This is a genomic window from Pseudomonas sp. LB3P93 (genome assembly GCF_054898025.1).
On the sequence record NZ_CM142713.1, the window covers coordinates 353,324 to 366,665 of the forward strand.

Below are 13,342 nucleotides of genomic sequence, written 5' to 3' on the forward strand. Positions count from 1 at the left end.
GTTCAAACAGTGTGCCAGCGTGCGGGGGCGCTGGCTATCGGCGAACGACCAGATACAAACCGACGGCCACCATGATTCCGGCCGGCCAGTGACCCAGTTCGTTCAACGGCCCACCGGCAGCGAGTATCGTGCCGCCGGCCAGGTGCGCACAGCCGAGCAGTCGCAGGAACCAGTCATCCTTGCGCTTGTGCCACGGTGGCGGCGGATCGTTGGCGTGGGGCTGGGACATGCGTTCGAGCAGGTCGCGGGCCATGTTGGCCAAGTGCGGGATCTGCTCGAACTGGCTCTGCACGTTGCCGAGCAAGGCTTTAGGGCTGACGCGCTCGCGCATCCAGCGTTCGAGGAACGGCTGCGCGGTGTTCCACAGATCGAGGTCCGGGTACAGCTGACGGCCCAGGCCTTCGATGTTCAACAAGGTTTTTTGCAGCAACACGAGCTGCGGCTGCACTTCCATGTTGAAGCGTCGAGCGGTCTGGAACAGGCGCATCAGCACCTGACCGAATGAAATATCTTTTAACGGTTTTTCGAAGATCGGCTCGCACACGGTGCGGATCGCCGCTTCGAATTCATTGAGTTTGGTTTCCGCCGGTACCCAGCCCGAATCGATGTGCAATTGCGCCACACGCCGATAGTCACGCTTGAAGAACGCGAACAGGTTGCGTGCCAGGTAATCCTGGTCTTCCGGGGTCAGGCTGCCGACGATGCCGCAGTCGATCGCAATGTATTGCGGGCTCCACGGGTTCACGGTGCTGACGAAGATATTGCCGGGGTGCATGTCGGCGTGGAAGAAACTGTCGCGGAACACTTGGGTGAAGAAGATTTCCACACCGCGTTCGGCGAGCATTTTCATGTCGGTGCGCTGGTCGGCGAGGGTTGCGAGGTCGGTGACCTGAATCCCGTAAATACGCTCCATCACTAGTACTTTCGGCCGGCACCAGTCCCAATAGACTTGTGGCACATACAGCAGCGGCGAGCCGTCAAAGTTGCGCTTCAACTGGCTGGCGTTGGCCGCTTCACGCAGCAGGTCGAGTTCGTCGTAGATGGTTTTTTCGTAGTCCTGCACCACGTCCACCGGGTGCAGCAGGCGCGCGTCGGCCGAGAGCTTTTCGGCGGTGCGGGCGAGGATGAACAGCCACGCCAGGTCCTGGGCGATGATCGGTTTCAGACCCGGGCGGATCACCTTGACCACCACTTCTTCACCGGTTTTCAGCTGCGCGGCATGCACCTGGGCCACCGAGGCCGAGGCCAGCGGTTCGACGTCGAAACGGCTGAATACTTCACTGATCTTTTTGCCGAGTTGCTCTTCGATCAGGTTGACCGACACCTGTGAATCGAACGGCGGCACGCGGTCCTGCAGCTTCATCAGCTCATCGGCGATGTCTTCCGGCAGCAGGTCGCGGCGGGTGGACAGGATCTGCCCGAACTTGATGAAAATCGGTCCCAGGTCCTGCAACGCCAGACGCAATCGTGCGCCGCGGCTCAGGTCCAGCGTCTTGCGCGGAAACCAGCGCCACGGCAAGGCGTAGCGCAGCGCCAGCAGGAACCAGGGCAATGGCAGGGCGAACAGCAGGTCATCGAGGCGGTAGCGAATCACAACGCGCTGGATGCGCAACAAACGGCGGACGGCAAGCAGCTTCATGCGTTATCGCTTGGGTCGAGGGATCGGGAAAGGCGCTCGAAACGCGCCTCGAGACGTTCCAGATCGAGCTTGATCTGGTCCAGTTCACTGAAACGGGCTTCGGCTTCGCGCTGACCGACAAGGGTGCGCGATTCTTCGGCCAGGTACTCGCCAAGGTTCTGGTTCAGGCTGGCGAACCCTTGCTGATACCAGCGTGCGCGGCTGCGCAGGTGACCGCCGACCAGTTGCGTAGCGACCGGGCCGAGCCAGCGCGAGAGTTCGTACTCCCAGTCCAGCTCAAGGTCCTGAAGGATCGCCGCCAGTTCCAGCAGCACGCCGCTGTCGCCGTCGAGTTCGACTTCAGGACCATGCAGGACCGAGGTCTTGTCCTTGCTCATCGCCAGTTTCAACAGGCTTGAGGCCGGAGCACGCAACGTGCAGTCGGCACCGGTTTCCCAGTGGGACGCCAGCATCAGGCCTTCGTCACTGGGCAGGATGAACAGTTGCAGCGCCGGGCTGCGGCAGTCGATGGCAATCACTCTGCCGCTCAAATGCGCCAGCCGCGGCAGCGCCGTGCTGTCGAGGCGCAGCACCCGGTTCAGACCGAGTTCAACGCTGGCGAGCAGGCCGGCCAGCAACATCAGGGTTTGATGCCACGGTGCAGGGCGACGATGCCGGCGGTCATGTTGTGGTAGGTCACGCGGTCGAAACCGGCCTCGACCATCATCGACTTCAGGGTTTCCTGATTCGGGTGCATGCGGATCGATTCGGCCAGGTAGCGATAGCTTTCCGAGTCGTTGGTGATCAGCTTGCCCATCAACGGCATGAAGGCGAACGAATAGGCGTCGTAGGCTTTGGACATCAGTGCGTTGGTCGGTTTGGAGAATTCCAGCACCAGCAAACGACCGCCCGGTTTCAGCACGCGCAGCATCGAACGCAGAGCGTCTTCTTTATGCGTCACGTTGCGCAGTCCGAAGGCGATGGTCACGCAGTCGAAATGGTTGTCCGGGAACGGCAGCTTTTCAGCGTCGGCCTGAACGAACTCGACGTTGCCGGCCACACCCAGATCCAGCAGGCGGTCACGACCGACCTTGAGCATGGATTCGTTGATGTCGGCCAACACCACCTGGCCGGTTGGGCCGACGAGGTGCGAGAACTTCTTGGTCAGGTCGCCGGTGCCGCCGGCAATGTCCAGCACGCGGTTGCCGGTACGAACGCCCGACAGCTCGATTGCAAAACGCTTCCACAAACGGTGCATGCCGCCCGACAGGAGGTCGTTCATCAAGTCGTACTTGGCGGCTACCGAGTGGAAAACCTCAGCGACTTTTTCCGCTTTTTGGCTTTCCGGAACGTTTTTGAAACCGAAGTGCGTGGTGGGTTCGGCATCGCTGCCTTTGCGCTGATCAGTCATATCGCTGTCACCAGAAGAGAATGCGGGACATTCTAATCCCGGTGGCCTGCTTTGTCTTGGCAAGGCTGAAGGTAAGATGTAGAACCGCCGGGACGTTTTGCCGCAGCAGCGGTCAAGATGCTTCAGGAAAGTATTCATAAAGCAGGAGTCATTTGATGGCCCGTATTAGTGTTGAGCGTGCCCACGGCCTGGGCAAGGAAGCGGCCCGCGAGAAGGCTGACCAGTTGGCGCAGAAACTGTCCGATCAATATGGCCTGGAGCCGCAGTGGTCCGGCGACACCCTGAACCTCAAACGCTCCGGGGTGAAAGGTGCGGTGCATGTCGCCGAGGATTCGATTCGCGTCGATGTGGAACTGGGCCTGATGATGTCGGCCATGAGCGGCATGATCAAAGCGGAAATCGAAAAGGCACTCGATAAAGCGTTGGTTTAACCAGATTCTTTCTGCGAAACGCGATCCCTGTGGGAGCGGGCTTGCCCGCGAAGAGGCCGGTACATCCGCAAGTAACTTTGTGGCTGATCCATCGCCTTCGCGGGCAAGCCCGCTCCCACAGGTTCGGTGGTGTACCTACTTTTTTATGTCAGTTGTTAGGGTGCCGTTTCTAATTTTTCTCCCTACTTTGTGCCTGAGCCCGACACTTTCGCGGGCAGTTCCTCAAACCTTCTGCGCGTGAGGTGCACCATGGCCAAAGTTATTTTGAAGAAAAAAATCGACGCTTCGACGAATGCTCTGAGCGACGTTAAATCTTATGCCCGCAAGATCTGGCTGGCAGGCCTGGGGGCCTACACCAAGGTCGGCCAAGAGGGCAGCGAGTACTTTCAAGAGTTGATCAAGGCGGGTCAAACTGTTGAAACCAAAGGCAAAAAAGTAGTTGCCGAGAAGCTTGAAGCCGCTAACTCAGAGATCGACGAAGCCAAGAGTGAAGTGAGTACGTTCAAAGCCAAGGTCGAAGTTCAACTCGACAAGGTCGAGAAGGCTTTTGACTCGCGTGTCGCAAGTGCCTTGAATCGTATCGGCATTCCGTCTAAACATGACGTTGAGACACTGTCTGCTAAGCTCGATGAGTTGACGGCATTGCTCGAACGCGTCGCGCGTAAATCTTAAGGAGAACGGGATGGCTGGTAAAAAGAACACCGAAAAAGAAGGCAGCTCGTGGATCGGGAAAGTCGAAGACTACTCCCGCAAAATCTGGCTGGCTGGTTTAGGCGTGTACTCGAAGATCGACACTGACGGCAGCAAGCTCTTCGATACATTGGTTAAAGACGGCGAGAAAGCCGAGAAGCTCACCAAGAGCGCTGTCGGCAAGAAAGTCGATGACGTCAAGGTTTCCGCTTCGTCGGCCAAGTCGCGCATCAGCGGCGTGAAAGATCGTGCGCTGGGCAAGTGGGATGAGCTGGAAGGGGCTTTCGACAAGCGCCTGAACAGCGCCATTTCGCGCCTGGGTGTACCGAGCCGCAATGAAGTGAAAGCGCTGCACAGCAAGGTCGATACCCTGACCAAGCAAATCGAGAGGCTCACCGGTGCCAAGGTGGCGCCTGTTGCGGCGAAAACCGCAGCGGCCAAACCTGCCGCAAAAACCGCTGCCAAGCCACTGGCCAAGGCTGCCGCTAAACCGGCTGCCAAGCCAGCGACCAAAACTGCTGCAGCAAAACCTGCAGCAGCCAAGCCAGCGGCCAAACCGGTCGCCGCCAAAGCAGCAGCTAAACCAGCGGCTAAACCGGCTGCGAAAACCGCAGCGGTCAAACCGGCAGCCAAGCCTGCGGCAAAACCTGCCGCAGCGAAGAAGCCAGCAGTGAAAAAGCCGGCCGCTCCTAAAGCTGCCGCACCAAAACCAGCAGTGGCTGCCGCCAAACCGGCAACCCCGTCGGCTCCGGTCAGCGCATCGAACTCTGCTGCCGCACCGACCCCTGCTGTAACCCCGACTGCCGCGCCAGCTCCATCGGCGCCAACCAGTCAGTCCTGATGATCGTTCCCACGCTCTGCGTGGGAATGCCTCACCGGACGCTCCGCGTCCATTGCGGCAGTGACGCGGAGCGTCACCGGCTGCATTCCCACGCGGAGCATGGGAACGATCACGCCCGGCCTGTAAAGGTCGGGCGTTTTTGTTTGTGCACGGTTCTGCACACACTGCGGCCCCCTGTGGGAGCTAGCCTGCTAGCGATAGCGGTTCATCAGTAAACAACAATGTCGACGGATAAATCGCTATCGCTAGCAGGCTAGCTCCCACAGGGGGCGGCGGTGTTCAGGGGTTATTCGTGTTCTTCCAGGTATTGGAGCGCCAACTGCTCCGTCGCCACTTTGATCGGCGGCAGCAAATGCGGCGCCACCAGCATCATGATCTGATACACCACCAACCTGACTTCACCCTCGCGATCAAGAATCCGCTGATAGTCCAGTGAGAACAGCAGCGTCATGGTGATCTGCTCCACCAACTGCCCCAGCGCTTGTGTATCGCTGACCAACTGCCCCTGAGCCTTCAAGCGCGCCAGCAATGAAGCCAGCGTGCGCTTCAGTGCATTGAGCAGGTTGCGGATGCCCTTCGCCAGTTTCGGCAAACGTCCCGCCAGGTTCGACAGGTCCTGAAACAGAAACCGGTAATGGGCCAGCCGTTCGACGATCAAGTGCAGGAACAGCCAGTAGTCTTCTGGTGCCAACTCCACATCGGCCGGAGGATCAAGCAGTGGCGCAAGCTCGGCCTGGAACCGCTCGAACAATCCGAGAATCAACGGTTCCTTGCCGTGGAAGTGGTAGTAGAGGTTGCCCGGGCTGATACCCATTTCGTTGGCAACTTCCATGGTCGAAACGTTCGGTTCACCCTTCTGATTGAACAATTGCAGGGCACATTCGAGGATCCGGTCGCGGGTTTTCATCCAGTCTTCTTAATGGTCGAGTCATGCCACGGCAGACGTGTGCCGTGGTTCGTTATCAGTCAGCGCACCCGTACGTAAGTGCCAGGTGCCGCTTCCAGCGGTGGATAGTTCTGGTTGCCGAGGGGCATGTGGGTTTCTTTTTGCGCGCCCGAGCGTTCCTGAATCCAGCCCAGCCACTGTGTCCACCAGCTACCATCGACTTGCTTGGCGTCGTAATACCAGGCCCGTGGGTCGCTGCTCAGTTTCGTGCCCTCGACGAAGTTGGCTTTCGGGTTCGATGGCGGATTGAGGATGCTCTGCACATGACCGCTGTTGGACAGCACGAAGCGTCGTTCGCCCCCCAGCAGCAGCGTCGAGCGATACACCGCATCCCACGGCGTGATGTGGTCGTTGATGCCGGCCACACTGAAGCTGTCGACGGTGACTTTCTGCAAGTCGATCGGCGTGCCGCACACTTCCAGACCGCCCGGATGACCCAGCGGGTTGTGCTTGAAGAAGTCCAGCAAGTCGCCGTGCAAGGCCGCTGGCAGGCGCGTGTTGTCGTTGTTCCAGTAGAGGATGTCGAACGCTGGCGGCTCTTTGCCCAGCAGGTAGTTGTTGACGAAATAGCTCCAGATCAAATCGTTGGGGCGCATCCAGGCGAAGACTTTCGCCATGTCGCGGCCGTCCAGCACACCTTTCTGATAGGAGCGACGCTTGGCCGCTTCCAGGGTCTGTTCGTCGGCGAAGAGCGTGGCAGGGCTGTCCATCTGGCTGTCGAGCAGGCTCACCAGGTACGTCGCGCTGGACACCCGCCGCAGTTGCCGTTTGGCCTGCAAGTGGCCTTGCAGCGCGGCGATGGTCAGCCCGCCGGCGCAAGCGCCCATCAGGTTGACTTCGCGAGCACCGGTGATCGATCGGCAGACGTTCATCGCTTCTTCCACCGCTTCGACGTAGGTCGACAGACCCCATTCACGGTGCCGCACATCCGGATTGCGCCAGCTGATCATGAACGTCTGCAGACCGTTTTTCAGGGCGAACTGGACGAAGCTGTTGTGCGGGCTCAGGTCGAAAATGTAGTACTTGTTGATCTGTGGCGGCACCACCAGCAGTGGTTTTGAATACTGCTTTTCGCTCATCGGCTTGTACTGGATCAGCTCCAGCAGCTCATTGCGAAACACCACGGAGCCGGTGGTGGTGGCGACTGTCTTGCCGACCTCGAACGAGTGCTTGGTGACTTGCCGGGGCAGGCCGTCGTTGTGCAGGAAGTCGTCGAACAGGTGACCGATGCCGCGCACCAGACTGTTGCCGCCGGAGTTGAAGATCTCCTTGATCGCCAGCGGATTGAGCAGGGTGTTGGACGGCGCCACGGCGTCATTGAGCAGGGCGAACGCGAAGTGGGCGCGAGCGCGATCGTCGGGGCTCATGTTGCTCTCGTCGATCCAGCTTTTGACCTGCTTCTGCCAGCTCAGGTAGGCCTGCAAGCTGCGGCGATAAAACGGGTTGAGACTCCACGCCGGGTCGGCGAAGCGATTGTCCTGCGGGTTGGTCGGGTGCAGGGTTTCACCCAGCAGCACACGGCCCAGTTGGCCGCCCAGTTTCAAGGCATGTCGGGCGCTGTGCACCGGGTTGCGCAGGCCATGGGCGGCAACGCTGCGCAGGGTCGACAGCAGATCCCGGCCCCGCAGGCCGGTGATCGCACTCTGTGCGTTGATGAACGCGGCGGGAGTGGGTAAAAAGTCCCTCGCTGGTTTGTCGCGCATGTGTCAACACTCCTTCGTCTTTCAGGCCAAATACAAACACATCGAACCAGAACACCATAGACGCTGTTACGGGTTGTTGCGCGGTGCGGCGTCCTGCCGACCGACAATGGGCCGGTTAACCGCCTAATGGCGACGGATGCGGATGCATCACGGCGCGCTGACGTTCCTCCTCGAGGAATTTCATGATGATCGGTGCCACGGCCTCGGCGCGGGTAATCAGGAACAGATGCCCGTCATCGATGATGTGCAACTGGGCATTGGGAATTCGCCAGGCGAGCAAACGCATGTTGATCAGCGGGATCAATGGATCGTCGTCGCCGGCCAGCACCAGGGTCGGCTGATTGATCTTGTGCAGCCAGTGAATGCTGGTCCAGCCAAGCCCGGCGAACAGCTGCCAGTAGTAACCGAGTTTGCCCGCCGAGCGAACCTTGGCGGCGTGGCTGGCGGCCAGGGTCGGATCGCGACGGAACGAACCGCCATAGATCATCGGCGCAATGCGGATCACGTGAGACGGCTGGATGTAGCGCCGTGGGCTGGCCATCATCCACAACACTTTCGGTTTGCCCGGCACCATCACTGCGCCGGCCGCCGTGGCCGCCAGCACGAGTTTCTTGCAGCGCTCGGGATAGTCGTACGCGAACTGCTGGGCGAGGGCGCCACCCCAGGAAACACCGATGACGTTGACTTGCCCGTAGTCGAGGTAATCGAGCATCCGCGCCGTGAGTTTCGCCAGGCCCGGAAAGCGATACGGCCGGTTGGGCGTCGACGAACCGCCGACACCGGGTACGTCGAAAGCGATGACTTCCAGGTCCGGGTCCAGCGCCGCGACAAACGGAAACACCAGCTCCAGGTTGGCGCCGATGCCGTTGAAAATCAGCAAGGGCGTCAAGTGAGGCTTGCCGGGGCGTACTGCCGTGCGGAGGGTCTGGCCATCCAGGTCGACAGTACGGAATATGAACGGTTGCGGCATGCTTCAGGCCCTGTGGGTGAATTATCCCGGTCCCCTTTGTGGGAGCGAGCCTGCTCGCGATAGCGGTCTGTCAGTCACATCATTGTTGGATGTGCTATCGCCATCGCGAGCAGGCTCGCTCCCACATTGGGGTGGGGTGTGTCGGTTACCGCTCGTGTACGTAGGTGCCTGGCGCCGCCTCGCCTGCCGGGTAAGCCTTGTTGCCCAGGCTTGCCGGGGATTTTTTCAGCTTGCCCGAACGCTCGGCCTGCCAGGCCTGCCAGTGCAGCCACCAGGAGTCAGTGTGCTTGGTGGAATTCTCTTGCCATTCTTCGGCTTTGACCGGCATCTCCGTGCTGGTCATGTAGCGCGATTTCGGGTTGCCCGGCGGGTTCAGAATGCTCTGGATATGCCCGCTGCTGGACAGCACGAATTCAACCTTGCCACCGAACAACTGCGCTGACTTGTAGCAGGACTTCCACGGGGTGATGTGGTCGTTGGTGCCGGCCAGGGAAAAGATGTCGGCCGTGACCTGCTTCAGATCGATCGGCGTACCGCACACTTCCAGTGCATCGGGACGGATCAGTGGATTGCTTTTGAACATTTCGATCAGGTCGCCGTGGAATGCGGCGGGTAACCGTGTGGTGTCGTTGTTCCAGAACAGGATGTCGAACACCGGCGGCTCGTTGCCCAGCAGGTAGTTGTTGACCCAGTAGTTCCAGATCAAATCGTTGGGGCGCATCCAGGCGAAGACTTTCGCCATGTCGCGGCCTTCCAGCACACCGGCCTGATAGGAATGGCGCTTGGCGGCTTCGAGGGTCTGTTCGTCAACGAACAGGGCCACGTCGCTGTCCAGGGTGGTGTCCAGCACGCTGACCAGCAACGTCAGGGCGTTGACCTTCTTCTCGCCGATCGCGGCGTAGTGGCCCAGCAGCGCGGTGCAGGTGATGCCCCCGGAGCAAGCGCCGAGCATGTTCACGTCTTTGCTGCCGGTGATCGCGGTGACCACGTCGACCGCTTCCTTGAGCGCTTCGATGTAGGTCGACAGACCCCACTCGCGCTGCTCCTTGGTCGGGTTGCGCCAGCTGACGATGAACGTCTGCACGTTGTTGCGCAGGCAGAAACGCGCCAGGCTCTTGTCCGGGCTCAGGTCGAATACATAGAACTTGTTGATCTGCGGCGGCACCACCAGCAACGGACGCTCGTGCACCTGCTCGGTGATCGGGCGGTACTGGATCAGTTCCAGCACGTCGTTGCGGAACACCACCGCGCCTTCGGTCACGCCCAGGCTCTTGCCGACTTCGAACGCACCCATGTTGACCTGACTCGGCATGCCGCCGTTGTTTACCAGATCCTTGGCCAGATGCGAGAGGCCGTCGAGCAGGCTTTTACCGCCGGTTTCGAAGAAGCGTTTGACCGCAGCCGGGTTGGCCGCACTGTTGGTCGGCGCCATGGCTTCGGTCATGAGGTTAATCACGAAATGCCCGCGACTGACGTCTTTGGGCGGCAGATTGCTGTCGTCGATCCAGTCGTGGAGTTCCTTGCGCCACGCCAGGTAAGTTTGCAAATAACGTTTGTAGAGCGGGTTCTGGCTCCAGGCCGGATCGGCAAAGCGACGGTCATCGCTTGTGGGTTGAAGCTCCGATTTGCCGAACAACACGTTCTTCAGTTCAAGGCCGAAATGGGCAACATGTTTGGCACTGTGAATCGGTTGTTTGATGGCCTGCCTGAGCACCATTCGAGCAGACGCCAATAGATCCTTTCCACGCAGCCCAACGACAGGATTCAGCCCCAAGGTGTTTTCCGAGGCTTGATACTTCAAGTCATCGTTATTCTTGTTACTCATCTACGACGCTCCATTGTCCTGAGACGAGTACCTGGGTCCAGCCGTGTCATCACACAGCCAATGCCAGGTACTTCTGCTCGGGTGACCGTTAATTCTGCATCTCTGCTTTTTACGGCAGAGAGCACTGCAGGGAACTTGCCAGCTCCATTGGTTACCCGAGTTTAATTTTTTTCGCAAGCGGGCCAATCATTGACCCAGGAGCGGAGCATTCAAACAGATGGAATTAGAAAATGCCCTCTAAAGAGCAAGAGGCCTGACCTAGAGCATCAGCTTGACGATGGATTCATTCGGATCGCGGGTTTTTCCGGCGGCTTTCAGTTCGCCAAGATAATCGTTCCAAAGGTCCTCCTGACGCACGCCCAACTGGTACAGATATTCCCAGGTGAACAGGCCGCTGTCGTGGCCGTCGTCGAAGGTCAATTTCAGTGCGTACTGACCGGCCGGTTCTACTTTGGTCAGGCCTACGCCGATCTTGCCAAATTGCAGGATAGGTTTGCCGTGGCCCTGGACCTCGGCGGAGGGAGAGTGCACGCGAAGGAACTCGGCGGGCAGGTGATATTCCTCGCCGGACGCGTATTTCAGCGACAGGGTTTTCGAGGCTTTGTGCAGTTTGATGTCGGTGGGGAGTTGGGTCGTCATGGGGCCGGTCGTCCGTCGTAATGAAGGCCCTGTGTCGGCGGGTGATCCTGTGGCGAGGGAGCTTGCTCCCGCTCGGCTGCGCAGCAGTCGTAAAGCCGGCAAATGGGGTATTCCTGATCAACCTCATTCACCGATTTCGGGGTCGCTTCGCGACCCAGCGGGAGCAAGCTCCCTCGCCACAGAAGCCCGCTCACACAGAATGTGACCTACAGGATATAACGGGACAGGTCTTCGTTCTGCGCCAATTCACCGAGGTGGCTGTTGACGTACTCGGCGTCGATCAGGATCACCTTGTCGTCATGGGCGCTGGCCAGGTCGCCGGCGCTGAACGACACTTCTTCGAGCAGACGCTCGAGCAAAGTGTGCAGGCGACGGGCACCGATGTTCTCGGTCTTCTCGTTGACCTGCCAGGCGATCTCGGCGATGCGCTTGATGCCGTCCGGCTGGAACTCGATGACCAGGCCTTCGGTTTTCAGCAAGGCGCAATATTGCTCGGTGAGCGACGCGTGCGGCTCGCTGAGGATGCGTTCGAAGTCTTCCGGCGTCAGCGCCTTCAGCTCGACACGAATCGGCAGACGACCTTGCAGCTCAGGCACCAGGTCGCTCGGCTTGCTCAGGTGGAACGCACCGGAGGCGATGAACAGGATGTGGTCGGTCTTGACCATGCCCAGTTTGGTGTTGACGGTGCAACCTTCGATCAGCGGCAGCAGGTCGCGCTGTACGCCTTCACGGGACACGTCGACGCCACCGGTGTTGCCGCGCTTGGCGACCTTGTCGATTTCGTCGATGAACACGATGCCGTGCTGCTCGACCGCTTCCAGCGCCTTGGCCTTCAACTCTTCATCGTTGACCAGGCGGCCGGCTTCTTCGTCACGCACCAGTTTCAGCGCTTCCTTGACCTTGATCTTGCGGTTCTTGCGTTTGCCCTTGCCCATATTGGCGAACAGGCTCTGCAACTGGTTGGTCATTTCTTCCATGCCCGGTGGCGCGGAGATATCGACGCCGGCCATTTCGGCGACTTCGATTTCGATCTCCTTGTCATCCAGCTGACCTTCACGCAGGCGCTTGCGGAACAGCTGACGGGTGTTGGAGTCGGCCGATGGAGCGTCGTCATTGTTGAAGCCCATGCGTGCCGGTGGCAGCAGGGCGTCGAGGATGCGCTCTTCGGCGGCGTCTTCGGCGCGGTGACGAACCTTGGTCATTTCCTGTTCGCGCAGCAGCTTGATTGCCGCGTCAGCCAGGTCACGAATGATCGATTCAACGTCGCGACCGACGTAGCCGACTTCGGTGAATTTGGTCGCTTCGACTTTGATGAACGGCGCGTTGGCGAGTTTGGCCAGGCGACGGGCGATCTCGGTTTTACCGACACCGGTCGGGCCGATCATCAGGATGTTCTTCGGGGTTACTTCAACGCGCAGCTCTTCCGGCAGTTGCATCCGGCGCCAGCGGTTACGCAGCGCGATGGCGACGGCGCGCTTGGCATCGTCCTGGCCGATGATGTGGCGATTGAGTTCGTGGACGATTTCACGGGGAGTCATGGACATAGTAATTGGCGGTCCTCAAGCAAAAGTAAGCCGTGGCGCTAAGGCCGAAACAGGCTTACTCGGCGAGGTCCTGCTCCTCAATGGTGAAGGTGTGGTTGGTGAATACGCAGATGTCGCCGGCGATACCGAGCGCGGTCTCGACGATTTCGCGAGCCGACAGATCGGTTTTCTTCAGCAGTGCGCTGGCGGCGGCCTGGGCGTAACCGCCACCGGAACCCATGGCGATCAGACCTTCCTCAGGTTCGACCACGTCGCCGTTGCCGGTGATGATCAGGGAGGCGTCTTTGTTGGCGACCGCGAGCATGGCTTCGAGGCGGCTGAGGGTGCGGTCGGTGCGCCATTCTTTGGCGAGTTCGACGGCAGCGCGAACCAGGTGACCCTGATGTTTCTCAAGCTGGCCTTCGAAACGCTCGAAGAGGGTGAAGGCGTCAGCGGTGGCCCCGGCAAAACCGGCGATCACCTGGCCGTGGTACAGGCGACGAACTTTCTTCGCGTTGCCTTTCATCACGGTATTGCCGAGAGAAACCTGGCCGTCGCCGCCCATGACGACTTTGCCGTGGCGGCGAACTGAAACGATGGTGGTCAAGGGAGAGTCTCCACGCAGCGGGGCGAAAATGCCTTATGCCAACTCATATGGGGGTGGTGATGCGTTTTTCAACTGCGGGGCGGGAGAGGGGACGAGCGGTGTGTCGTTCGCGAAGGAGGATGTAAGTGGATCCCCGTG

Annotated in this window: 13 protein-coding genes; 3 read left to right on the forward strand and 10 right to left on the reverse strand. The window is 59.7% G+C overall.

What is annotated here, in order from left to right:
* Window positions 1-34: 34 nt before the first annotated feature.
* The 3 genes from ubiB to ubiE are packed head-to-tail and all read right to left on the reverse strand — an operon-like array spanning window position 35 to window position 3,029.
* Entirely contained in the window at window positions 35-1,639 is a 1,605-nt protein-coding gene (ubiB, locus tag ACYZT8_RS01595) for a ubiquinone biosynthesis regulatory protein kinase UbiB (RefSeq protein WP_461978684.1), read from the reverse strand.
* The gene (locus ACYZT8_RS01600) at window positions 1,636-2,259 is read right to left on the reverse strand and encodes a ubiquinone biosynthesis accessory factor UbiJ (protein ID WP_461978686.1); all 624 of its coding nucleotides are present in this window, start codon (window positions 2,257-2,259) and stop codon (window positions 1,636-1,638) included. The genes ubiB and ACYZT8_RS01600 overlap by 4 nt, the downstream gene beginning before the upstream one ends.
* On the reverse strand, window positions 2,259-3,029 hold the full coding sequence (gene ubiE, locus ACYZT8_RS01605) for a bifunctional demethylmenaquinone methyltransferase/2-methoxy-6-polyprenyl-1,4-benzoquinol methylase UbiE (RefSeq protein WP_007948968.1): 771 nt from the start codon (window positions 3,027-3,029) through the stop codon (window positions 2,259-2,261). The genes ACYZT8_RS01600 and ubiE overlap by 1 nt, the downstream gene beginning before the upstream one ends.
* A gap of 155 nt (window positions 3,030-3,184) precedes the next feature.
* Between ubiE and ACYZT8_RS01610 the strand changes: the two genes are divergently transcribed.
* From ACYZT8_RS01610 to ACYZT8_RS01620, 3 genes are all read left to right on the forward strand, one after another.
* Window positions 3,185-3,460 (forward strand): polyhydroxyalkanoic acid system family protein, encoded by a 276-nt coding sequence (locus ACYZT8_RS01610; protein ID WP_461978688.1) that lies wholly within the window; start codon window positions 3,185-3,187, stop codon window positions 3,458-3,460.
* A 249-nt stretch (window positions 3,461-3,709) separates the two neighbouring features.
* On the forward strand, window positions 3,710-4,132 hold the full coding sequence (locus ACYZT8_RS01615; RefSeq protein ID WP_461978690.1) for a phasin family protein: 423 nt from the start codon (window positions 3,710-3,712) through the stop codon (window positions 4,130-4,132).
* Window positions 4,133-4,142: 10 nt separating this feature from the next.
* Window positions 4,143-4,991 (forward strand): phasin family protein, encoded by an 849-nt coding sequence (locus ACYZT8_RS01620; RefSeq protein ID WP_461978692.1) that lies wholly within the window; start codon window positions 4,143-4,145, stop codon window positions 4,989-4,991.
* Between the two features lie 286 nt (window positions 4,992-5,277).
* Here ACYZT8_RS01620 and ACYZT8_RS01625 read toward each other — a convergent pair whose 3' ends face one another.
* The 7 genes from ACYZT8_RS01625 to hslV all read right to left on the reverse strand — a co-directional run bounded on the left by ACYZT8_RS01625 (window position 5,278) and on the right by hslV (window position 13,204).
* Window positions 5,278-5,898: a TetR/AcrR family transcriptional regulator gene (locus ACYZT8_RS01625; RefSeq protein WP_033055348.1), complete on the reverse strand. Its 621-nt coding sequence runs from the start codon at window positions 5,896-5,898 to the stop codon at window positions 5,278-5,280.
* 59 nt (window positions 5,899-5,957) lie between these two features.
* Window positions 5,958-7,640, reverse strand: coding sequence for a class II poly(R)-hydroxyalkanoic acid synthase (phaC, locus tag ACYZT8_RS01630; RefSeq protein WP_461978694.1), 1,683 nt, complete (start codon window positions 7,638-7,640; stop codon window positions 5,958-5,960).
* Between the two features lie 115 nt (window positions 7,641-7,755).
* Window positions 7,756-8,610 (reverse strand): poly(3-hydroxyalkanoate) depolymerase, encoded by an 855-nt coding sequence (gene phaZ / locus ACYZT8_RS01635; RefSeq protein ID WP_461978696.1) that lies wholly within the window; start codon window positions 8,608-8,610, stop codon window positions 7,756-7,758.
* Between the two features lie 145 nt (window positions 8,611-8,755).
* Window positions 8,756-10,435, reverse strand: a complete 1,680-nt coding sequence (gene phaC, locus ACYZT8_RS01640) for a class II poly(R)-hydroxyalkanoic acid synthase (RefSeq protein WP_461978698.1) — start codon at window positions 10,433-10,435, stop codon at window positions 8,756-8,758.
* Between the two features lie 258 nt (window positions 10,436-10,693).
* A complete protein-coding gene (locus ACYZT8_RS01645; protein ID WP_461978700.1) occupies window positions 10,694-11,074 on the reverse strand; it encodes a gamma-butyrobetaine hydroxylase family protein in 381 nt (126 codons plus the stop codon).
* Window positions 11,075-11,280: 206 nt separating this feature from the next.
* Window positions 11,281-12,618 carry an ATP-dependent protease ATPase subunit HslU gene (gene hslU / locus ACYZT8_RS01650; RefSeq protein WP_461978702.1) on the reverse strand — a complete coding sequence of 446 codons (1,338 nt, stop codon included), beginning with the start codon at window positions 12,616-12,618 and terminating at the stop codon, window positions 11,281-11,283.
* A gap of 55 nt (window positions 12,619-12,673) precedes the next feature.
* Window positions 12,674-13,204, reverse strand: a complete 531-nt coding sequence (gene hslV, locus ACYZT8_RS01655; protein ID WP_030129223.1) for an ATP-dependent protease subunit HslV — start codon at window positions 13,202-13,204, stop codon at window positions 12,674-12,676.
* Window positions 13,205-13,342: the final 138 nt, after the last annotated feature.

What these genes read in the sequence shown, in the direction of transcription:
- phaZ (WP_461978696.1), bottom strand. Translation starts at nt 8,610, where the DNA reads ATGCCGCAACCGTTCATATTCCGTACTGTCGACCTGGATGGCCAGACC.
- ACYZT8_RS01645 (WP_461978700.1), bottom strand. Translation starts at nt 11,074, where the DNA reads ATGACGACCCAACTCCCCACCGACATCAAACTGCACAAAGCCTCGAAA.
- hslU (WP_461978702.1), bottom strand. Translation starts at nt 12,618, where the DNA reads ATGTCCATGACTCCCCGTGAAATCGTCCACGAACTCAATCGCCACATC.
- ACYZT8_RS01615 (WP_461978690.1), top strand. Translation starts at nt 3,710, where the DNA reads ATGGCCAAAGTTATTTTGAAGAAAAAAATCGACGCTTCGACGAATGCT.
- ubiB (WP_461978684.1), bottom strand. Translation starts at nt 1,639, where the DNA reads ATGAAGCTGCTTGCCGTCCGCCGTTTGTTGCGCATCCAGCGCGTTGTG.
- phaC (WP_461978694.1), bottom strand. Translation starts at nt 7,640, where the DNA reads ATGCGCGACAAACCAGCGAGGGACTTTTTACCCACTCCCGCCGCGTTC.
- ubiE (WP_007948968.1), bottom strand. Translation starts at nt 3,029, where the DNA reads ATGACTGATCAGCGCAAAGGCAGCGATGCCGAACCCACCACGCACTTC.
- ACYZT8_RS01600 (WP_461978686.1), bottom strand. Translation starts at nt 2,259, where the DNA reads ATGTTGCTGGCCGGCCTGCTCGCCAGCGTTGAACTCGGTCTGAACCGG.
- ACYZT8_RS01625 (WP_033055348.1), bottom strand. Translation starts at nt 5,898, where the DNA reads ATGAAAACCCGCGACCGGATCCTCGAATGTGCCCTGCAATTGTTCAAT.
- ACYZT8_RS01610 (WP_461978688.1), top strand. Translation starts at nt 3,185, where the DNA reads ATGGCCCGTATTAGTGTTGAGCGTGCCCACGGCCTGGGCAAGGAAGCG.
- phaC (WP_461978698.1), bottom strand. Translation starts at nt 10,435, where the DNA reads ATGAGTAACAAGAATAACGATGACTTGAAGTATCAAGCCTCGGAAAAC.
- ACYZT8_RS01620 (WP_461978692.1), top strand. Translation starts at nt 4,143, where the DNA reads ATGGCTGGTAAAAAGAACACCGAAAAAGAAGGCAGCTCGTGGATCGGG.